The sequence below is a fragment of the Metabacillus indicus genome (assembly GCF_046603695.1).
GTDB classification, from domain to species: Bacteria; Bacillota; Bacilli; order Bacillales; family Bacillaceae; genus Bacillus_P; species Bacillus_P indicus.
Map to the genome: position 1 here is coordinate 1,949,821 of NZ_CP176757.1, position 21,033 is coordinate 1,970,853.

A 21,033-nucleotide genomic window follows, 5' to 3' on the forward strand; every position below is an offset into this window, starting at 1 on the left:
TGGTTCCATACGCTAATGTAGAAAACAGGTAAAAATAAAAGAGAATCTGCTTGTTAGGAGGGTCATAATGAGTTATTTAAAAGAAGAAATTGAAACAATCAACGGCTTGACGCTTCATACCGTTCAAACGGATAAATTTAAGACAAATTCACTTGTATTCAAAATGCTTGCACCGCTCAATGAAGAAGACGTGACATTCCGAGCGCTCCTGCCTTACGTACTTCAAAGGGGGACAAAAACGTTTCCGACAAGCACAGAACTCAGAAAGCACCTGGATGAACTTTACGGTGCAACACTTTTTGTGGACCTGTCGAAAAAAGGCGACCATCATATTATTTCCATCCGCATCGAGGTTGCCAACGAACGCTTTTTGTCAGATCAGACTCCGCTTCTTGAAAAAGCGATGAAGCTTCTGTCTGAGATTGTTCTTTCTCCTGTTGTAAAAAATTCCTCTTTTCCTGATGAGATCATTAATCAGGAAAAACGGACGCTTAAGCAGAGAATCCAAGCGGTTTATGACGATAAAATGAGATATTCCAATCTGAGGCTTGTGCAGGAAATGTGCAAAGATGAGCCATACCGCCTGCATGTGAACGGAGAGATTGACCATCTTGACCGCATTACATCTGAGAGCCTTTATGAGTACTATAAAAAAGCATTAAAAGAAGACAAAATGGACCTCTACGTAACAGGTGACGTCTCGAAGGAAGAGGTAAGCAAATATACAAAGCAGTTTTTTGTGTTTGGTGAAAACGCACACAAATCAGCTGAGAAATCCATCACCGAAAAAAGACAGTCTGAGCCAAATGAAGTAATTGAAAAGCAGGACGTGAAGCAGGGCAAGCTGAATATCGGCTACCGCACCCATTGTACTTACGGGGATAAAGAGTATTATGCGCTTCAAGTTTTCAACGGAATTTTTGGAGGGTTTTCCCATTCAAAGCTGTTTATCAATGTCCGCGAAAAAGAAAGTCTCGCTTATTATGCCGCTTCAAGAGTTGAAAGCCACAAAGGACTTCTGATGGTCATGTCCGGCATTGAATTTGCAAACTTTGAACGGGCTGTAACCATTATAAAAGAACAAATGGAAGCGATGAAAAACGGTGATTTTGAAGAAAAGGAAATTGATCAGACGAAAGCGGTTATTAAAAATCAGCTTCTTGAAACCATTGATACGTCATACGGAGCTGTAGAAGTGCTGTATCACAACGTCATTTCGAACATTGACGAGCCTTTTGACAAGTACCTGGATGGAATTGAGCATGTAACAAAAGAAGAAATTGTTGCAGCTGCAGGGAAAATTGAACTGGATACGGTGTACTTCTTAACGGGAAAGGAGGAGGCTTAAATGGCAAAATCCATAAAGTTTGATCAGCTGCAGGAAGAGCTGTTCTATGAAAAGATGGAGAATGGCCTGAACGTGTATGTTCTCCCTAAAAAAGGATTCAATAAAACCTATGCGACGTTCACTACGAAATACGGTTCGATTGACAATGAATTTGTGCCCCTTGATCAAAAAAACATGATTTCTGTTCCGGACGGAATTGCTCATTTTCTTGAGCATAAGCTTTTTGAAAAAGAAGATGGAGATGTGTTTCAGGATTTCAGCAAGCAGGGAGCCTCTTCAAATGCTTTTACATCGTTTACAAGGACAGCTTATTTATTTTCAAGTACTTCGAATGTCGAGAAAAACCTTGAAACTCTTGTAGATTTTGTTCAGGATCCCTACTTCACGGAAAAATCTGTCGAGAAGGAAAAAGGCATTATCGGCCAGGAAATCAACATGTATGACGATAATCCCGACTGGCGTCTTTATTTCGGGCTCATTCAGAACATGTTCCACAAGCATCCGGTTGGCATTGACATTGCCGGGACAGTGGAGTCCATTTCCAAAATAACGAAAGACCTTCTGTATGAATGCTATCACACGTTTTATCATCCAAGCAATATGCTGTTGTTTGTCACAGGTCCTGTTGATCCGGAGAGCATTCTGACTCAGATCCGGGATAATCAGAACAAAAAAGAATTTAAGCCTCAGGCTGAGATTAAACGGGCAGAAGTAAAAGAGCCGGATACTGTCGCCAAAGCTTCGGAAAAGCTGAAAATGAATGTGCAGTCTTCAAAATGCCTTGTCGGACTGAAAGCAAAGCAGGCTGACCGTTCAGGGCAAGAGCTGATGAAGCACGAGCTGTCAATGAACCTCATTTTGGATATGGTGTTTGGAAAAAGCTCTGAGAAGTATACGGAACTGTATGAAAATGGACTGATTGATGATACATTCAGCTATGATTATACAGAAGAAAGCGGGTTTGGTTTTGCCATGATCGGCGGCGATACAGACCGTCCGGATGAGCTTGCAGACGAAATTAAGCAGACGCTGCTCAAGGCTAAAAGCGAAGGTATACCCGCAGAGCGCCTTGAAAATGCCAAAAAGAAAAAAATCGGTTCTTTTCTTAGAGCGATTAACTCACCGGAGTACATCGCAAACCAGTTTACGCGCTATTCATTCAACGAAATGAATCTGTTTGATGTTGTGCCTGTTCTTGAGCAATTGACAAACGATGATATTCATTCTACGCTGAATGAAGTGGTTGAAGAAGAACTGTTTTCAGTCTGCCAGGTTGTACCGAAATAAACATCCTTTTTGAGGGTGTTTTTTTCTCGTCAAGATCATAGGAAAGAGGAAAAAGATGAAAAAAACGGCATTCATTACGGGAGCAAGCGGAGGAATCGGTCTCGCAACTGCACGAAAGCTTGCTTCTGAAGGATATGATTTAATCCTGCATTATCACCGGAACAAAGAACCGCTTGAGAGGCTTAAACAGGAACTTCCTGTACAATGCAGGATTGTACAGGCCGATCTCTCAATCCCCTCAGGTCCGGACACGCTTATGGAGCAGGGAATCGCTGCTGACCTTCTTATATTGAACAGCGGAAAGAGCAAGTTTGGTCTTATGACTGATTTAAATGATGATGAAATTGGAGAACTCGTTCAGCTTCATATCACAAGCCCCTATAAAATTGCACAGAAGGCAATTCCTTCTATGGTGGGGAAAAAGAGCGGAAATATAGTAGTGATCACGTCAATTTGGGGAGAGGTCGGCGCCTCATGCGAAGTGCTCTACAGTATGGTGAAGGGCGGGCAAAACTCGTTTGTAAAAGCCCTGGCAAAAGAGCTTGCACCTTCAGGAATCAGAGTGAATGCGGTATCTCCCGGTGCAGTTAAAACAAAGATGCTCGATGGATTTACAAAAGAAGAGCTGGATGATTTAAAAGAAGAAATACCGCTTGGACGGCTTGGGCGTCCGGAAGAAATTGCGGATGCTGTATCTTTCGCTGCGTCAGAACGGGCAAGCTACATAACCGGTCAGATTCTTTCGGTTAATGGGGGCTGGCACGTGTAAATTTTTCATTCCGTTTCCGCATAAATTCATGAAGCAAAGACAAACTAACACTGTATTCCATTTAATTAGGAGGGGTTAGAATGTCTGTTTTAGATAACTGGGATCAGTGGAAAAACTTCCTCGGCGACCGTCTGCACCACGCTGAGGGCGACGGAATGAAACAAGAAGCTGTAGGCGACCTTGCTTATGAAATCGGCGATTACCTCGCAAAACAGGTAGACCCGAAAAATGATCAGGAAAAAGTTCTTGCAGATCTTTGGAGCGTTGCTTCTAAAGACGAGCAGCATGCCATTGCGAACATGATGGTAAAACTTGTCCAAAATAACGGCACAAGATAAGAGGGGGCGCAGGTCCTCTCTTTTTTTTTGCATATAATTCTGATGCTTGTAGGTCTCTGTACCCTTTTTTTATTGTCAAGGAATTATTCTTTCCTCTTTTGGCAAAATGCTTTATGATATGGATATAGGTGAGACAGACCTTGTTTTGAAGGGGGTCCATAATTGGATATGCAGGAATGGTATTTAGAATATGAAATTCAGAAAAACCGTCCCGGTCTCCTCGGTGACATATCATCGCTTCTCGGGATGCTTTCCATTAATATCGTGACGATAAACGGCGTGGACGACAGCCGGAGGGGACTGCTGCTTAAATGCACAAATAACGAGCAGATCCAGCGGCTTGAATCCATTTTAAATACGATGGACCATATTAGAGTGACTAAATTAAGAAAACCTAAACTGAGGGATACACTTGCTGTCCGTCACGGAAGATACATACAAAGAGATGCGGATGACAAAAAGACGTTCAGGTTTGTCAGAGATGAACTTGGGCTCCTTGTTGATTTCCTTGCAGAGCTGTACAAGCAGGAAGGGCATAAGCTGATTGGAATCAGGGGCATGCCGAGAGTAGGGAAAACCGAATCCATTGTGGCATCAAGCGTGTGTGCGAATAAGAGATGGCTTTTTGTGTCGTCTACATTGCTCAAGCAAACGATCCGCAGCCAGCTGATTGCGGATGAATACAGTGTGGATAATGTGTTTATCATCGACGGGATTGTATCGACCCGCAGAGGTTCGGAGAAGCATTTGCAGCTTGTCAGGGAAATTATGCGGCTTTCAGCAACAAAAGTAGTGGAACACCCTGATATGTTTGTGCAAAATACAGAGTATACACTAGATGATTTTGACTATATAATTGAACTTCGGAATGACCCGGATGAAAAGATTACATATGAGGAAGCAACAGGGCCTCAAATGTTCGATGAATCGAGTTTTTCCGGGTTTGATTTTTAGAAGATATGGAAGGTGTTATGGTTGAGTGAATTAGGAAATCGACTGAAACAGGCGAGAGAAGAGCGGAAACTAAGTCTTGACGATCTCCAGGCAATAACAAAAATTCAGAAGCGCTATCTGCTCGGCATAGAAGAGGGAAACTACGGCATGATGCCGGGAAACTTTTATGTGCGTGCCTTTATTAAGCAGTATGCAGAAGCAGTCGGTCTTGATCCGGAGAAACTTTTTGATGAATACAAAAATGAAATTCCAATTGTTCACACAGAGGAGACGATTGAGCTCTCCCGCGTGAAAACACATAAAGAGCTGCCGAAATCAGCATCAAAAGTTCTTGAATTCCTGCCGCGCATTCTTATTATAGCGGTCGTCATTCTTGCAGCGGTCATCATCTGGATTACTGTTCAAAACAAGCCGGATTCATCAGGACAGGCAGATCAGCCAAAACAGACATCAAGCGGCGAAAATGAATACGATGCCATTGAAAGCCCTGAAGAGCCCGAGCCGAAAGAAACAGATACAGGCAGCGCTCCTCCTGCTGAGGAAGATAAGCCTGCTGAAGAAAAACCCGCCGAACCGGCTTCAGAAGTCGTATTTAAGGAAACAGCCGGCCGGAAAGCTGTTTACGAGTTAACAAAAGCCGAGCAGTTCAAGCTTGATGTAACCTCATCCGGGACAACCTGGATTGAGATTCGCAACGCATCCGGCAAAAAGTTTTTCAGCGGCATGCTGAATAAAGGCAAGACCGAGTCCCATGACTTTACAAATGAAACGGAAGCGTTCATTGTCATCGGAAATGCATCCGCTGCACAGATCAAAGTAAACGGCAAACCCGTTGAATACAAGATTGATCCGAAAAAAACTGTGAGACAAGATATGCAAATCGTATATACTAAGGAATAAAGTCATCTTTAAGATGGCTTTCTTTCATTCTTTTTTGTCTTGCTGTACATACATTAACGTTTTGGAGGAAAACACATGAACTTGCCAAATAAGATAACCATTTCAAGAATTCTTTTAATCCCGGTATTTATGGTGATTATGCTTGCGCCTTTTGACTGGGGAACATTGTACGCTGGAGAGACTTCAATCCCTGTCACTCATTTAGCGGGGGCGATCCTGTTTATTATTGCTTCAACAACAGACTGGATTGACGGCTACTATGCCCGGAAGCTTAACATGGTCACAAACCTCGGCAAATTCCTTGATCCGCTCGCTGATAAGCTTCTTGTATCAGCCGCACTGATTATTTTAGTGGAACTTGGCCTTGCGCCTTCATGGATTGTCATTATAATCATCAGCCGTGAATTTGCCGTGACCGGTCTTCGTCTTGTGCTTGCAGGAGAAGGGGAAGTCGTTGCTGCGAATATGCTCGGTAAAATAAAAACATGGGCACAGATTATTGCCATCTCTGCTTTGCTGCTGCACAATATCCCGTTTTCCTATCTGTCTTTTCCTTTTGCAGATCTTGCATTATGGGTTGCATTATTTTTCACTGTTTATTCCGGTTGGGACTATTTTGCCAAAAACAAGGCTGCCCTTCTTTCTTCAAAGTAAAACACGCAGAGGAGAATGCACATGGCTACAAAAACAGAGATCATTGCGGTTGGATCTGAATTGCTGCTCGGGCAAATCGTCAATTCAAATGCCCAGTTCATCTCTCAGCAGCTTGCAGAGAACGGGATTAACGTCTATTACCATACAGTGGTTGGAGATAACCCGGGCAGGCTTAAGCAGGCAGTAAAAACAGCACAGGAACGTTCAAACATCATCGTGTTTACTGGCGGGCTCGGTCCGACGAAGGACGACCTCACAAAAGAAACCATCGCAAGCATGCTCGGGCGAAAACTCGCAACGGACGAGGAAGCGCTGCGCAGCATCGAAGATTATTTTGTGAAAGTAAACCGCCCCATGTCAGAAAACAATAAAAAGCAGGCTCTTGTCATTGAGGGCTCTGATATTCTTAAAAATGAACATGGCATGGCGCCGGGGATGGCCATTCAGGAAAACGGCATCATCTATATGCTTCTTCCCGGGCCTCCAAGTGAAATGAAGCCGATGTTTCTTAAATTCGGACTTCCTTTTTTCAGAAAAGCACTTGGCAGAAACGATAAGATCATCTCAAGAGTTCTCCGTTATTTCGGTATAGGGGAATCCCAGCTTGAAACGGATATTCAGGATCTGATTGACGGACAATCCAACCCTACAATTGCTCCTCTTGCGGGTGACGGGGAAGTGACCTTACGACTGACAGCAAGGCATCAGTTTGAAACTGAAGCTGTCAAACTGATCAACGATGCTGAAAAGGCGATAAATGAAAGAGTCGGCGCGTTTTTCTACGGATATGATCAGACGACACTTGCAGAAGAGCTATTAAGGCACCTGAGGCAGCGGGGAATGACCATTTCTGCAGCTGAAAGCCTGACAGGAGGGCTGTTCTCAGATCAGCTTACAGCCGTTAAAGGCACGTCGGACGTTTTTAAAGGAACGATTGTGTGCTATACAAATGAAGTGAAGGAAGCCATGCTCGGAGTATCGAAAGAAACGCTTGATGTTCATGGTGCCGTCAGCGAACAATGTGCACAAGAGATGGCAGAGCAGATCAGAAAGCTGACAGGGAGCGATATCGGAATAAGCTTCACAGGCATAGCAGGCGAAGAGCCTGTTGAAGGAAAGAAACCCGGCACTGTTTATATAGGTCTTGCCGTAAAGGGCAGGCAGACAGTAACGCATCAGCTCCTGCTTGCAGGAAGCAGGAACGGCATACGCAAGCGAACAGTTAAATACGGCTGCCATCTTGCGGTAAAAGCTTTAACAGAAAATACAGCGGAATAAGCTGTATTTTTCTTTTTGTCCATTTTCTAATTCGCATCGAGTGCATGGGAGGCTGCGCAAATCCCCTTCAGAAATGTAAAATAGAATTTTAGGTGATTAAAAGAATTCAAATTTCTCATTTCAATAAGGAGAAAAATGAATTTTTCCATCCATTTCAATGTGCAAAAAAACGAATAAATGTTCGCTTTTTGCTTGTCAAACAGATAAAATAAAGGTATATTATTAATAGGTTAATAACTAAAGGAGGAAACTCAGTGAGCGATCGTCAGGCTGCCTTAGATATGGCACTTAAACAAATAGAAAAACAATTTGGTAAAGGTTCAATTATGAAACTCGGTGAACAGACCGACCGTAAAATCTCTACATCCCCAAGCGGTTCGCTTGCGCTGGATGCGGCTCTTGGAGTCGGCGGCTATCCGCGCGGAAGAATTGTTGAAATTTACGGACCTGAAAGTTCAGGTAAAACAACTGTTGCCCTTCATGCAATCGCTGAAGTACAGGCTGCAGGTGGACAGGCTGCATTTATTGATGCTGAGCATGCCCTTGATCCTGTATATGCCCAGAAGCTTGGCGTCAACATTGATGAGCTTCTTCTTTCCCAGCCGGATACAGGCGAGCAGGCCCTTGAAATTGCCGAAGCTCTTGTCCGAAGCGGAGCTGTAGACATTCTGGTTGTCGATTCAGTGGCTGCCCTTGTTCCTAAAGCAGAAATAGAAGGAGAAATGGGAGATGCACACGTAGGTCTGCAGGCGCGTCTTATGTCGCAGGCGCTCCGCAAACTCTCCGGCGCGATCAGCAAGTCGAAGACTATTGCCATTTTCATCAACCAGATCCGTGAAAAAGTCGGTGTCATGTTCGGAAACCCTGAAACGACGCCAGGCGGACGCGCTCTTAAATTCTACTCTTCTGTCCGTCTTGAAGTGCGCCGTGCAGAAACACTAAAACAGGGAAATGAAATGGTCGGAAACAAAACGAAAGTAAAAGTCGTCAAGAACAAGGTTGCTCCTCCATTCCGTGTTGCAGAAGTTGACATCATGTACGGAGAAGGCATTTCCAAAGAGGGAGAGATCATCGACCTTGGAACGGAAAGCGATATTGTTCAAAAGAGCGGCTCATGGTATTCATATAATGATGAGCGCCTGGGACAGGGAAGAGAAAACGCAAAGATCTTCCTTAAGGAAAACCCGGCCATTCGCCTTGAGCTTCAGGAGAAAATCCGCAGCCACTACGGATTAGACGGTGACGCTGCTGTACCTGAAGAACAAGATGAACTGAATTTGCTCGAAGACTAAAAAAAGAGGCGTCCGCGCCTCTTTTTTGTATATTTTTGAATAAATGTTGGCAGAATGGTTGAAGTAAATGGGCGGAACTCCTGACTTTTCCTGTTTAAGAAATGTCAGGCAATGCCTGAAAATTCATAATTGCACTGAAAACCCCTGAATGACAGGCTTGACAAGAAAAATTCACACATTTACAATTGAGAAGTAATACTATTTTGTTAGAACTTTTTGCGAGGCACTATGAAAGCAGATGTTGACCTGCAGAACGGATTGCTGCAAGGTCTCCATGAAACCCTTAAGCTTTGTGCTGTATATTGAAGAATGTATGCAATGTACATGCCGACACTTAAATCTAGCAAGAAACAAGTTCATAGCAAGAGGAGGTGAAATGATGGATCCCATTACAATGATCATCTCCATTTTGCTTGGCCTAATCGTCGGTGCAGTTGTTGGCTATTTTGTTCGTAAATCCATTGCAGAAGCGAAGATTGCAGGTGCTAAAGGCACAGCTGAGCAGATTCTTGAAGATGCAAGGCGTGATGCAGAAGCAACGAAAAAAGAAGCGCTTCTTGAAGCAAAGGATGATATTCACAAGCTTCGCACAGAAGCCGAGCAGGAAATTCGTGAGCGACGAAATGAGCTGCAAAAACAAGAAAATCGCCTGTTACAAAAAGAAGAGAATCTTGACCGCAAGGATGAATCTTTAGACAAGCGCGAAAACATGCTTGAGAAAAAGGAAGATTCTCTGAATGAAAGACAACAGCATATTGAAGAGATGGAAAGCAAAGTGGACGAGATGGTGCGGAAACAGCAAGCTGAGCTTGAGCGCATTTCCAGCTTAACCCGTGAAGAGGCTAAGCAGATCATTCTTGAAAAGGTTGAAAATGAGCTTTCTCATGATATCGCCGTAACCGTTAAAGAAAGCGAAAATCGTGCGAAAGAAGAAGCGGATAAACGAGCGAAAGAAATCCTTTCCCTTGCTATCCAGCGTTGTGCAGCCGATCATGTGGCTGAAACAACGGTATCCGTCGTTAACCTGCCAAATGATGAAATGAAGGGACGCATCATTGGCCGTGAAGGACGAAATATTCGAACACTTGAAACCCTGACAGGTATCGACCTGATTATTGATGATACTCCGGAAGCCGTTATTCTTTCCGGATTTGACCCAATTCGCAGGGAAACAGCAAGAATCGCATTGGACAAACTTGTGCAGGATGGACGCATTCATCCGGCACGAATTGAAGAAATGGTTGAAAAATCCCGCCGCGAAGTGGATGAGTACATCCGCGAAGTAGGTGAACAGACAACCTTTGAAGTTGGCGTTCACGGACTTCACCCTGACTTGATCAAGATTATGGGCCGTCTGAAGTTCAGAACGAGCTACGGTCAGAATGTCCTGAAGCACTCAATGGAAGTTGCCTACCTTTCCGGCCTTATGGCTGCAGAGCTTGGCGAAGATGTAACATTGGCAAAACGTGCAGGCTTGCTGCATGACATCGGTAAAGCAATTGACCATGAGGTTGAAGGAAGCCATGTTGAAATCGGTGTGGAACTTGCTACTAAGTACAAGGAACATCCGGTTGTCATCAACAGTATTGCTTCTCACCATGGCGATCAGGAACCGACTTCCGTTATTGCGGTTCTGGTTGCGGCAGCAGATGCTTTATCTGCGGCTCGTCCGGGCGCAAGAAGCGAAACGCTTGAAAATTATATCCGCCGACTTGAAAAACTTGAAGAGATTTCTGAATCGTACGAAGGTGTTGAAAAATCCTTCGCCATTCAGGCAGGCCGTGAAGTTCGCATCATGGTTAAGCCGGATACGATCGATGATCTTCAGGCTCACCGTCTGGCACGTGATATCCGCAAGCGTATTGAAGAAGAGCTGGATTACCCAGGTCACATTAAAGTAACAGTCATTCGTGAAACAAGGGCTGTTGAATATGCAAAATAAAGCGATGCCTCCCGCATCGCTTTATTTTTTGCCCGCAACTGAAAGACAGGGGCCTATTTTCAGCAGATCTAAGCCAAACTAAAGAAAAAGACATATTTGCAGAGAGAAGGTTTTACAGCATGAAACTATTATTTGTCGGAGATGTCGTCGGCTCACCGGGCCGGGACATGATTAAAGAATACTTGCCAAAGCTTAAAAAGAAGTTCAGACCATCCTTGACGATCGTAAATGGAGAGAACGCTGCTCATGGAAAAGGGCTCACGCAGAAAATCTATCATGAGCTGATTCAGGCGGGAGCACAAGTCATTACGATGGGGAATCACACGTGGGATAAACGGGAGATTTTTGAATTCATCGAGGAGGTTCCTCATTTGATCCGTCCTGCCAATTTTCCTGAAGGGACACCAGGAGAAGGCATTACCTATATTAAAGCGGACGGCAAAGAAGTGGCTGTGATTAATCTTCAAGGCCGGACCTTTCTTGCTCCGATTGACTGTCCGTTTAAAAAAGCAGATGAGCTGATTGAGGAAGCGCGAAAACGCACACCTATTATCTTTGTGGATTTCCATGCGGAAGCTACAAGTGAAAAGCAGGCAATGGGCTGGTATCTGGACGGAAAGGCATCAGCTGTTGTCGGAACCCATACACATGTTCAGACGGCAGATGAACGGATTCTTGATCACGGGACTGCTTTTATTACAGATGTCGGCATGACAGGACCGTATGACGGCATACTCGGAGTTGAGCGGGAAGCTGTCATCAAACGCTTTTTAACAAGTCTGCCGGTCCGGTTTGAAGTAACAGAAGGAAAGGCGCAGCTGAGTGCAGTTGTGGTCGATATCAATGATAAAACAGGTAACGCATCAAAGATTGAACGGATTTTAATTAATAATGATCACATGTTTTTTGAATAGATCATTTATTTTGAAATTTTAGAAAAAATAAATGAACAAGCAGGAATACTCGTTCCCTCTAGTGAATATAGTATCAATGGAATGACTGTATAAGAGGTTCAGAAGGCTCATAAAGGGGATGAGCCCTCCGAACAGATCCGGTAATACACGATCCAATGTACATTCACGATCTATTGAAAACAAGGGGGATTCTAGAAATGGAAATATTAAAAGTTTCAGCAAAGTCCAATCCTAACTCCGTAGCGGGGGCTCTTGCAGGCGTTCTGCGGGAAAGAGGAGCAGCCGAGATACAGGCCATTGGCGCAGGCGCCCTTAATCAGGCCGTAAAAGCTGTCGCCATTGCCAGGGGATTTGTTGCTCCAAGCGGCGTAGACCTGATCTGCATACCCGCCTTTACGGATATTCTCATTGATGGTGAAGAGCGTACGGCGATAAAATTAATTATTGAGCCTCGTTAAATAGAGAAGAGTACAGCCTGTTTGCGGGATACGCAAGCAGGCTTGTTTTTTCATAAATAAGGCATTGCCGGAGAAGAGTTGATTTCTTGTGCGTATCTTTGATGCTCATTGTGATCTGCTGTACCAGCTTTGGAAAGATCCTGAGAAGAGCGAATGGAACGATTTGAATCTTCACGTAACCATTGAAAAGCTCTTCAGATTTGGAGCGAGGATTCAGTGCTTCGCTATTTTTGTGCCAGTAGAGGCAGTTAATAAAAAAGAATGCGCGATTGCACAGGCTGCCATTTTTCACGAGCGCATTCTTGAACGCTATGAAAAAATCAGGCTGATCAAAACGAAGCAGGATGCAGCCTGTCTGAAAGAAGATGAAATCGGGGCCATCCTGACGCTTGAAGGATTGGAGCCGATCGGCCATGATCTTCAAATGCTGTCTGTTTTTTATCATTTGGGTGTAAGGGCAGCCGGGCTGACCTGGAATTTTGCCAACCTGCTTGCAGACGGTGCGCTCGAAACAAGGAATGCGGGACTTACCTTTTTTGGCAGGCATGCTGTTTCAAAACTGAATGCGTATAACATGTGGACGGACGTTTCCCATTTGTCCGAGAGAAGTTTCTGGGATGTCATTGAACTGGCAGACTATCCGGTGGCAAGCCATTCCAATTCCTACGCTCTCTGTCCGCACCCGAGGAATTTAAAAGAAGATCAGCTGAAGGCGGTCGCTGATAAAAAGGGAATCATCGGGATTACCTTTGTTCCGCAGTTTACGGCGTCCCATGCACAAGCCGGCATGAAGCACATCTTGAATCATCTTGATTATATTCTTGGTATTGTCGGGGAAGATGCGGTAGGATTCGGTTCGGATTTTGACGGCATTGACGAAACCGTAGAGGGACTTGAAGGGTATGAGCAATATCCTTATCTCGTAAACACGCTTCTCAGGCACTATTCGGAAAGACAGGCGGAAAAATTTCTATGCCTCAATTTTATCAATGCCATTCCATTCTGACACAATAGATGAAAGATTTGAAAAAATCAAATAAATTCAGGGCGAAAACAGGTTTATTTGCCTGAAACGCTTGTTTTTTTCTCTTTATCGTTCTACAATTGTAACGTTTAGTACATAATCTGACGCAGTGTATCAGCTCTAATTAGAGCAAAAAATATATGAGTGTTTCTTAAGAAGGGGTGTAAGGCACATGATCAGTCAACTTTCATGGAAAGTTGGAGGACAGCAGGGCGAAGGTATTGAAAGTACAGGTGAAGTCTTTTCAATTGCTTTAAATAGAATGGGATATTATTTGTATGGGTACCGCCATTTTTCATCCCGAATTAAGGGCGGCCACACGAACAATAAAATTCGCGTAAGCACAACCCAAGTCCGAGCTATATCCGATGACCTTGATATATTAGTAGCTTTTGATCAGGAAACGATTGATGTGAACGTGTATGAGCTTCGCAAAGGCGGGCTTGTGATTGCAGATTCAAAATTTAATCCGTCTATTCCGGATGACTGCAGCGCTGTACTTTATTCTGTTCCTTTTACAGAGATCGCAACAGAGCTTGGAACGTCTCTGATGAAAAACATGGTAGCCATCGGAGCAACAAGTGCAGTTCTTGACCTTGGAACAGAACAGTTTCAGAATGTGGTTCAGGAGATCTACGGAAGAAAAGGCCAGCAGATTGTCGAGAAGAACCTTGAGGCCATTTCAAAAGGCTCAAGCTACATGAAACAGGAGCTCCAGTTTGACCGCGATGATCTGTTCCTTGAAAAAGCAGACGGAAACAAGCGCATGTTCATGATTGGAAATGATGCCATCGCACTTGGTGCTGTAGCAGGCGGAGCCCGGTTTATGGCTGCCTATCCGATTACTCCGGCTTCTGAAATTATGGAGTATTTAATTAAAAAGCTGCCTGATTTTGGCGGTACGGTCATTCAGACTGAGGATGAAATTGCCGCATGTACAATGGCAATCGGCGCAAACTACGCCGGAACGCGGACACTGACTGCTTCAGCAGGGCCCGGCCTTTCATTAATGATGGAGGCAATCGGATTATCCGGAATCACGGAACAGCCGCTTGTCATCGTGGATACGCAGCGCGGAGGCCCAAGTACAGGTCTTCCGACTAAACAGGAACAGTCAGATCTGATGGCCATGATTTACGGAACACACGGGGAGATCCCTAAGATCGTGATGGCGCCAAGTACGGTTCAGGAAGCTTTTTACGATACCATTGAAGCGTTCAACCTTGCAGAGGAATACCAGTGTCCGGTCATCCTTCTCACTGACCTTCAGCTCTCCCTTGGCAAACAGACAGTTGAACCATTAGACTATGATAAAATTCAAATCCGACGCGGCAAGCTCGTTCAGGAAGAACTTCCGGAAATCGAAAACAAAGGCTATTTCAAACGCTTTGAAGTGACAGATGACGGCGTTTCTCCGCGTGTTCTGCCAGGTATGAAGAACGGCATTCACCATGTGACAGGTGTTGAGCATGACGAGACAGGAAAGCCTTCAGAAGTGGCAACAAACCGCAAAGCCCAGATGGACAAACGTCTAAGAAAGCTTTCAGCCATGAGGTTTGATACGCCTGTTCATCAGAATCTGATTCACCCTGAACCGGATGTTTTATTTGTCGGCTTTAACTCAACAAGAGGAACGATTGAAGAGGCAATGGTCCGCCTTGAAAAGGACGGCGTGAAAGCAAATCACGCACATGTCCGCCTTCTTCATCCATTCCCGGCAGATGAAATGCTTCCGCTTGTAAAGGCAGCAAAAAAAGTCGTAGTAGTCGAAAACAACGCGACTGGCCAGCTTGCCAGCCTGATCAAAATGAATGTCGGCCATGCAGAGAAAATTTGCTCGATTTTAAAATACGATGGAAATCCGCTCTTGCCGCATGAAGTTCATTCAAAATGCAAGGAGTTGTTCTAAATGGCGACATTTAAAGAATTTCGGAATAATGTAAAACCAAACTGGTGTCCGGGATGCGGAGACTTCTCCGTGCAGGCTGCCATTCAGCGCGCCGCCGCAAATGCAGGCCTTGAGCCGGATCAGCTTGCCGTTGTATCAGGCATCGGATGTTCCGGACGTATTTCAGGATATATCAATGCCTATGGGTTCCACGGCATTCACGGCCGTTCCCTCCCGATCGCCCAGGGAGTTAAAATGGCGAACAAAGATTTGACGGTTATCGCCTCCGGCGGTGACGGCGACGGGTTTGCCATCGGCATGGGACATACCATTCATGCCATCAGAAGAAACATTGATGTCACATATATCGTTATGGACAATCAGATTTACGGCCTGACAAAAGGCCAGACATCTCCGCGAAGCGATGTCGGATTCAAAACGAAGAGTACGCCTAAAGGGTCCATTGAATCTTCTCTTTCTGTTATGGAAATGGCTCTTACAGCAGGCGCAACGTTTGTGGCCCAGAGCTTTTCAACGGACTTAAAAGACTTGACAGCCATTATTGAAGCGGGAATTAAACATAAAGGCTTCTCACTGATCAATGTGTTCAGCCCTTGCGTAACGTACAACAAAATCAATACGTATGACTGGTTCAAGGAAAATCTCACAAAGCTTGCAGATATCGAAGGGTATGATCCTTCTAACCGGATGCAGGCCATGCAGACGCTGATGGAGAAAAACGGACTGGTAACAGGACTGATTTATCAGAATGCCAATCAGCCATCCTATCAGGAGCTCGTTCACAATTACAGCGAAGAACCGCTGTCTCATGCAGACCTTAAAATCAGCGAAGAGAAGTTTAACGAACTTCTTTCAGAATTTATGTAAGTCAGAAAACGTCTATCTCCGGATAGGCGTTTTTCTGTTGAAAAATAAATGATTCTGGTCAGATTTATCGCGCTTATGAAACTTTTTCAGAGATTTTTTCCGGGTGTGTTCAAGTGTCTTTTTGGAGAGGACACCTATCTTTACACTGCTGTTCAAGGATGATAAACTTCAACTATGATAACGTATTAAGCAGTTTTTTAAGCAGGGAGTGTTCATTGTGAATGGAAAAATGAAAGCGGTTGTCAAGCATCACAGAGGATTTGGAGCCGAGCTTAAAATGGTGGATATTCCTCAAATTAACGATCACGAAGTATTGATTAAAGTAAAAGCTACATCCATCTGCGGGACAGATGTTCATATTTATACGTGGGATGCCTGGTCGGAAAGCAGAGTGAATCCACCATATGTTTTTGGGCATGAATTTTCCGGAGAGGTTGCCCAGGTTGGAAGCAAAGTTACAAACGTTGCGGTTGGAGATTTTGTTTCTGCTGAAACTCACCTTGTATGCTACGAATGTCCGCAATGTCTGACAGGAAACTATCATATTTGTAAAAATACGAAGATTATCGGTGTCGACACAGATGGCTGTTTTGCAGAATACGTGGCGCTTCCGGCTGTCAACCTCTGGAAAAATCCGAAGGGAATGCCGTTTGATACAGCGTCTATACAGGAGCCTATGGGCAATGCGGTGCATACTGTTCTTGCTGGTGATGTAGCAGGAAAAAGCGTGGCTGTTATTGGCTGCGGTCCAATCGGCATTATGGCTGCCGGCGTTGCAAAAGCTGCCGGGGCATCGCAGGTCATTGCGCTCGATTTAAATGACTACAGACTGAACCTTGCAAAAGAAATGGGAGCAACAGCCGTCATCAATTCTAAAAATGAAGATCCGCTTGAAAGAATCAGCGAACTTACGGATGGAAACGGCGTCGATGTCGTGTGCGAAATGTCCGGCCACCCGGCTGCGATGAATCAGGGGTTCAAGATGGTGACAAACGGAGGCCGAGTGTCCATTTTGAGTCTCCCGGTCCGGCCTGTAGAAATTGATGTTACGAATGATATTGTTTTTAAAGGCATAACCGTACAGGGAATTACAGGCAGAAAAATGTATGAAACATGGCAGCAGGTTTCGCGCCTTTTGAAATCAGGGCAGGTTGATGTCACGCCGCTGATCACCCATCACTTCCCGCTTGAAGACTTTGAAAAAGGCTTCAATTTAATGATCGAAGGAAAATGTGGTAAAGTCGTATTACATCCTTAAACATGAACTGGAGGGGCTATGATGAAAGGGTTTGAATACTTACAGGCAGAACTTGATGAAATGAAACAAAACGGGACGTTCCGTAAATTGATTCCGCTGGAATCCGATCAAAAGTCAAAAGTCGTGATCGGAGGAAAAGAATTAATTCAGCTTTCTTCAAACAACTATCTTGGGCTCACCACACATCCAAGACTTGTAAAAGCATCCATAGAAGCAGCACGGAAGTACGGGGCCGGTACGGGTTCAGTCAGGACGATCGCCGGAACATTCTCCATGCATGAAGAGCTTGAGCAAAAGCTTGCCGAGTTTAAGCATACGGAAGCAGCACTTGTCTTTCAGTCCGGTTTTACAACAAACCAGGGCGTGCTGTCTTCTATTCTGACAAAAGAAGATGTGGTCATTTCTGATGCTTTAAACCATGCATCCATCATTGATGGCATCAGACTGACAAAAGCAGCCCGCAAAGTGTATAATCACGTGGATATGGCTGACCTTGAACGCGCACTGAAAGAATCAGCAGACTTCCGTGTCCGCATTATTGTGACAGACGGTGTATTTTCAATGGACGGCAATATCGCGCCACTTCCCATGATTGTCGAGCTTGCTGAAAAATATGACGCCCTCGTTATGGTTGACGATGCGCATGCTTCAGGTGTGCTTGGGAAAAACGGCCGCGGGACGGTTAATCATTTTGGTCTTGACGGACGTGTACATATTCAGGTGGGAACATTGAGCAAAGCGGTAGGTGTGCTTGGCGGATACGTTGCGAGTACACGAACGCTGATTGACTATCTTATTCAAAAAGGACGTCCGTTCTTATTCAGCACATCTCATCCTCCTGCTGTCACGGCAGCGTGTATGGAAGCGATCAATGTATTGCTTGAAGAACCTGAATTGATTGATAAGCTTTGGGAGAATGCGAAGTTCTTCAAAAAGGGTCTTGAAGATCTTGGCTTTGACACCGGGAAAAGCGAAACTCCGGTTACGCCTGTCATTGTAGGTGATGAGGCGCTGTCTCATCAATTCTCTGATAAACTGAGAGAATACGGCGTCTTTGCTCAGGGAATCGCGTTCCCTACAGTAGCAAAAGGGCAGGCCCGCGTAAGAACAATTGTTACGGCCGAACACTCAACTGAAGAGCTTCAGCAGGCACTGGACATTTTTGAAAAAGCTGCAAAAGAGCTGAACATCCTGAAATAATCGAAAAGAGAGGCTCGCTGCCTCTCTTTTTTTGCCGCAGCCGGAAGCCCTGCTTTTCTTTTTTTTCTCAATCATTTACTATAGATGTATGTCCTTTCTGAATATTTTATTGTTTTGTTCTTTAAGAACATATATACTATAAAATTGGTATACTCTCACATAAGTGAGGCGGTTTGAAAGGCCTGAAAGGAGACTGTTTTACATGAACGAAAAGCAGCGTCTGGAAAGCTCACAGGTAACGCCTTCGGACAAAAAATCCGAGAAGGATTACAGCAAGTATTTCCAGGCCGTGTACATGCCTCCTTCTTTAAAGGATGCTAAAAAACGCGGTAAAGAAGAAGTGAAATATCAAAATGACTTTAAAATCTCAGAAGAATTCAGAGGCCTCGGCAACGGGAAGAAATTCCTGATCAGAACGTACGGCTGTCAAATGAACGAGCACGATACGGAAGTAATGGCCGGGATTTTTACTGCACTTGGATATGTTGCAACAGCCGAAGCAGAAGATGCTGATGTGATTCTTTTAAATACATGTGCCATCCGTGAAAATGCAGAAAATAAAGTGTTTGGCGAAATCGGCCACTTAAAAGCGCTGAAACGCGAAAAACCGGGTCTCTTAATCGGCGTCTGCGGATGCATGTCCCAGGAAGAATCGGTTGTTAACCGGATTATGAAAAAGCATCAGCATGTGGACATGATCTTTGGCACACATAACATTCACCGCCTGCCAAATATTCTTAGCGATGCCTATATGTCCAAAGAAATGGTCATTGAGGTCTGGTCTAAAGAAGGCGATGTTATTGAAAATCTGCCGCGCGAACGCAAAGGCAAAATTAAAGCATGGGTCAACATTATGTTCGGCTGCGACAAGTTCTGCACATACTGCATCGTTCCGTACACCCGCGGAAAAGAACGAAGCAGACGCCCGGAAGAAATTATTCATGAAGTAAGACAGCTTGCAGCAAGCGGCTATAAAGAAATTACCCTGCTTGGACAAAACGTAAATGCATACGGCAAAGACTTTGAAGACATGGAATACGGACTTGGAGATCTGATGGATGAAATCCGCAAAATCGACGTAGCCCGTGTCCGGTTTACAACAAGTCATCCGCGCGATTTTGATGATCATTTGATTGAGGTCCTTGCAAAAGGCGGAAACCTTCTTGATCATATCCATCTTCCAGTACAGTCTGGAAGCTCGGAAGTGCTGAAGCTGATGGCGCGCAAATACGACCGTGAAAAGTATATGACACTCGTCAAAAAAATTAAGGAAGCGATTCCAACAGCTTCTTTAACAACAGATATCATCGTCGGATTCCCGAACGAAACAGATGAGCAGTTTGAAGAAACGCTCTCTATGTACCGCGAAGTGGAATTTGACAGTGCATACACGTTCATTTACTCTCCGCGCGAAGGGACGCCTGCTGCGAAAATGCAGGATAATGTTCCGATGGAAGTGAAAAAGGCACGCCTGCAAAAACTGAACAAGCTGGTCAATGAGATCTCAGCAAAAAAAATGATGGAATATGAAGGTCAGGTTGTGGAAGTCCTTGTTGAGGGCGAAAGCAAAAACAACCCTGAAGTGCTTGCCGGGTATACATCAAAAAGCAAGCTTGTAAACTTCAGAGGTCCAAAATCAGCAATCGGCGAGATTGTGAAAGTGAAAATTACGAAAGCAAAAACATGGTCTTTAGATGGGGAAATGGCAGAAGAAGCACTAGAGGTGAAATAGGGGGATGACAATGTATACGAAAGAAGAAATCGTAGCCAGAGCACGTGAGCTGGCGCAAATGGTAGCTGATACAAAAGAAGTTGAGTTCTTCAAAAAAGCAGAATCTCAAATTAACGAAAATCAGAAAATCCGCGAAAAAGTAGCAAGCATTAAAAGCCTTCAAAAACAAGCAGTCAATTTTCAGCACTACAGCAAGCAGGAAGCGCTTAAACAAGTAGAAGATAAAATTGACAAACTTCAGGAAGAGCTCGATGAACTTCCGATCATTCAGGAGTTCAAGGAATCTCAAATTGAAGTAAATGATCTGCTCCAGCTGATCGCCGTTACCATATCAAATCATGTAACAGACGAGATTATCCGCACGACAGGCGGAGATCTTCTGAGCGGGGAAACAGGTTCAAAAGTGAACAACTCTAAAGGATCAGCCTGCAGCAGCTGAAAAAAAGTCCTTTCTGTGAAAACAGAAAGGACTTTTTTTTGTGTTTAATTATCAAGTTAAATCATGTTCTAAATAATCATAATATCTATCTAATAACTGAATTCCAACAAAAAGCATCTGGAACAGCCGGATATCAAAAAAACGAAAAAATATCTAACTAAACTATGTTCCAAATAATCATATATACAACCCCATCCAGCAAAGGCCAAACCCGCCTTTGCTGAAAACCTCTACTAAAATGAACAGCTATATCATATTTATAGGACGAACAAGATTTTATCCTATATGCCTGCAGTTAAGCCTGAATTGGGTTTTCTTTTAAACTTTTAGGCACATTTCTGGGCGTACACGCATAGAATGAAGTATACCGATTCATGTATTGGCGGTACCTATTATTTATTCCTTTTAAGCAGTAGCACAAACCATACTAGCCCAGCATAGGATTAAATGAAGATGATTGAGGAGGGTAT

The 21,033-nt window shown here is 44.2% G+C and carries 19 protein-coding genes; all 19 read left to right on the plus strand.

Annotated features, from left to right (window positions below; all coding sequences use genetic code 11):
- Positions 1-67 precede the first annotated feature (67 nt).
- Entirely contained in the window at positions 68-1,348 is a 1,281-nt protein-coding gene (gene yfmF / locus ACK1LH_RS09745) for an EF-P 5-aminopentanol modification-associated protein YfmF (RefSeq protein ID WP_029281209.1), read from the plus strand.
- A complete protein-coding gene (gene yfmH / locus ACK1LH_RS09750; RefSeq protein ID WP_029281207.1) occupies positions 1,349-2,635 on the plus strand; it encodes an EF-P 5-aminopentanol modification-associated protein YfmH in 1,287 nt (428 codons plus the stop codon).
- Between the two features lie 55 nt (positions 2,636-2,690).
- Positions 2,691-3,404 (plus strand): elongation factor P 5-aminopentanone reductase, encoded by a 714-nt coding sequence (ymfI, locus tag ACK1LH_RS09755; RefSeq protein WP_411335005.1) that lies wholly within the window; start codon positions 2,691-2,693, stop codon positions 3,402-3,404.
- Positions 3,405-3,484: 80 nt separating this feature from the next.
- Positions 3,485-3,742, plus strand: a complete 258-nt coding sequence (locus ACK1LH_RS09760) for a DUF3243 domain-containing protein (RefSeq protein ID WP_029281204.1) — start codon at positions 3,485-3,487, stop codon at positions 3,740-3,742.
- A 168-nt stretch (positions 3,743-3,910) separates the two neighbouring features.
- A complete protein-coding gene (locus ACK1LH_RS09765) occupies positions 3,911-4,696 on the plus strand; it encodes a YmfK family protein (protein ID WP_029281202.1) in 786 nt (261 codons plus the stop codon).
- A 21-nt stretch (positions 4,697-4,717) separates the two neighbouring features.
- Entirely contained in the window at positions 4,718-5,596 is an 879-nt protein-coding gene (locus ACK1LH_RS09770; RefSeq protein ID WP_411335006.1) for a helix-turn-helix domain-containing protein, read from the plus strand.
- Positions 5,597-5,671: 75 nt separating this feature from the next.
- Complete coding sequence (pgsA, locus tag ACK1LH_RS09775; protein WP_029281198.1) at positions 5,672-6,250, plus strand: CDP-diacylglycerol--glycerol-3-phosphate 3-phosphatidyltransferase; 579 nt, start codon at positions 5,672-5,674, stop codon at positions 6,248-6,250.
- A gap of 15 nt (positions 6,251-6,265) precedes the next feature.
- The gene (locus ACK1LH_RS09780; protein ID WP_203290182.1) at positions 6,266-7,528 is read left to right on the plus strand and encodes a competence/damage-inducible protein A; all 1,263 of its coding nucleotides are present in this window, start codon (positions 6,266-6,268) and stop codon (positions 7,526-7,528) included.
- A 254-nt stretch (positions 7,529-7,782) separates the two neighbouring features.
- A complete protein-coding gene (gene recA, locus ACK1LH_RS09785) occupies positions 7,783-8,820 on the plus strand; it encodes a recombinase RecA (protein ID WP_029281194.1) in 1,038 nt (345 codons plus the stop codon).
- 379 nt (positions 8,821-9,199) lie between these two features.
- Positions 9,200-10,762, plus strand: a complete 1,563-nt coding sequence (gene rny, locus ACK1LH_RS09790; protein ID WP_029281192.1) for a ribonuclease Y — start codon at positions 9,200-9,202, stop codon at positions 10,760-10,762.
- A 119-nt stretch (positions 10,763-10,881) separates the two neighbouring features.
- Positions 10,882-11,676: a TIGR00282 family metallophosphoesterase gene (locus ACK1LH_RS09795; RefSeq protein WP_029281190.1), complete on the plus strand. Its 795-nt coding sequence runs from the start codon at positions 10,882-10,884 to the stop codon at positions 11,674-11,676.
- A gap of 197 nt (positions 11,677-11,873) precedes the next feature.
- Entirely contained in the window at positions 11,874-12,134 is a 261-nt protein-coding gene (gene spoVS / locus ACK1LH_RS09800; RefSeq protein WP_029281188.1) for a stage V sporulation protein SpoVS, read from the plus strand.
- A gap of 88 nt (positions 12,135-12,222) precedes the next feature.
- Positions 12,223-13,140, plus strand: coding sequence for a dipeptidase (locus ACK1LH_RS09805; protein WP_029281186.1), 918 nt, complete (start codon positions 12,223-12,225; stop codon positions 13,138-13,140).
- A gap of 190 nt (positions 13,141-13,330) precedes the next feature.
- Positions 13,331-15,067 carry a 2-oxoacid:acceptor oxidoreductase subunit alpha gene (locus tag ACK1LH_RS09810; RefSeq protein ID WP_411335007.1) on the plus strand — a complete coding sequence of 579 codons (1,737 nt, stop codon included), beginning with the start codon at positions 13,331-13,333 and terminating at the stop codon, positions 15,065-15,067.
- Positions 15,068-15,934: a 2-oxoacid:ferredoxin oxidoreductase subunit beta gene (locus ACK1LH_RS09815; protein ID WP_029281184.1), complete on the plus strand. Its 867-nt coding sequence runs from the start codon at positions 15,068-15,070 to the stop codon at positions 15,932-15,934.
- A gap of 217 nt (positions 15,935-16,151) precedes the next feature.
- Positions 16,152-17,192, plus strand: coding sequence for an L-threonine 3-dehydrogenase (gene tdh / locus ACK1LH_RS09820; protein WP_029281182.1), 1,041 nt, complete (start codon positions 16,152-16,154; stop codon positions 17,190-17,192).
- Positions 17,193-17,213: 21 nt separating this feature from the next.
- Positions 17,214-18,392 carry a glycine C-acetyltransferase gene (locus ACK1LH_RS09825; RefSeq protein WP_411335008.1) on the plus strand — a complete coding sequence of 393 codons (1,179 nt, stop codon included), beginning with the start codon at positions 17,214-17,216 and terminating at the stop codon, positions 18,390-18,392.
- A 202-nt stretch (positions 18,393-18,594) separates the two neighbouring features.
- Positions 18,595-20,124: a tRNA (N6-isopentenyl adenosine(37)-C2)-methylthiotransferase MiaB gene (gene miaB, locus ACK1LH_RS09830; protein ID WP_203290183.1), complete on the plus strand. Its 1,530-nt coding sequence runs from the start codon at positions 18,595-18,597 to the stop codon at positions 20,122-20,124.
- Positions 20,125-20,128: 4 nt separating this feature from the next.
- A complete protein-coding gene (locus ACK1LH_RS09835; protein WP_029565650.1) occupies positions 20,129-20,563 on the plus strand; it encodes a RicAFT regulatory complex protein RicA family protein in 435 nt (144 codons plus the stop codon).
- Positions 20,564-21,033 lie beyond the last annotated feature (470 nt).

What these genes read in the sequence shown, in the direction of transcription:
- yfmF (WP_029281209.1), top strand. Translation starts at nt 68, where the DNA reads ATGAGTTATTTAAAAGAAGAAATTGAAACAATCAACGGCTTGACGCTT.
- yfmH (WP_029281207.1), top strand. Translation starts at nt 1,349, where the DNA reads ATGGCAAAATCCATAAAGTTTGATCAGCTGCAGGAAGAGCTGTTCTAT.
- ymfI (WP_411335005.1), top strand. Translation starts at nt 2,691, where the DNA reads ATGAAAAAAACGGCATTCATTACGGGAGCAAGCGGAGGAATCGGTCTC.
- ACK1LH_RS09760 (WP_029281204.1), top strand. Translation starts at nt 3,485, where the DNA reads ATGTCTGTTTTAGATAACTGGGATCAGTGGAAAAACTTCCTCGGCGAC.
- ACK1LH_RS09765 (WP_029281202.1), top strand. Translation starts at nt 3,911, where the DNA reads ATGCAGGAATGGTATTTAGAATATGAAATTCAGAAAAACCGTCCCGGT.
- pgsA (WP_029281198.1), top strand. Translation starts at nt 5,672, where the DNA reads ATGAACTTGCCAAATAAGATAACCATTTCAAGAATTCTTTTAATCCCG.
- ACK1LH_RS09780 (WP_203290182.1), top strand. Translation starts at nt 6,266, where the DNA reads ATGCACATGGCTACAAAAACAGAGATCATTGCGGTTGGATCTGAATTG.
- rny (WP_029281192.1), top strand. Translation starts at nt 9,200, where the DNA reads ATGGATCCCATTACAATGATCATCTCCATTTTGCTTGGCCTAATCGTC.
- ACK1LH_RS09795 (WP_029281190.1), top strand. Translation starts at nt 10,882, where the DNA reads ATGAAACTATTATTTGTCGGAGATGTCGTCGGCTCACCGGGCCGGGAC.
- spoVS (WP_029281188.1), top strand. Translation starts at nt 11,874, where the DNA reads ATGGAAATATTAAAAGTTTCAGCAAAGTCCAATCCTAACTCCGTAGCG.
- ACK1LH_RS09810 (WP_411335007.1), top strand. Translation starts at nt 13,331, where the DNA reads ATGATCAGTCAACTTTCATGGAAAGTTGGAGGACAGCAGGGCGAAGGT.
- ACK1LH_RS09815 (WP_029281184.1), top strand. Translation starts at nt 15,068, where the DNA reads ATGGCGACATTTAAAGAATTTCGGAATAATGTAAAACCAAACTGGTGT.
- ACK1LH_RS09825 (WP_411335008.1), top strand. Translation starts at nt 17,214, where the DNA reads ATGAAAGGGTTTGAATACTTACAGGCAGAACTTGATGAAATGAAACAA.
- miaB (WP_203290183.1), top strand. Translation starts at nt 18,595, where the DNA reads ATGAACGAAAAGCAGCGTCTGGAAAGCTCACAGGTAACGCCTTCGGAC.
- ACK1LH_RS09835 (WP_029565650.1), top strand. Translation starts at nt 20,129, where the DNA reads ATGACAATGTATACGAAAGAAGAAATCGTAGCCAGAGCACGTGAGCTG.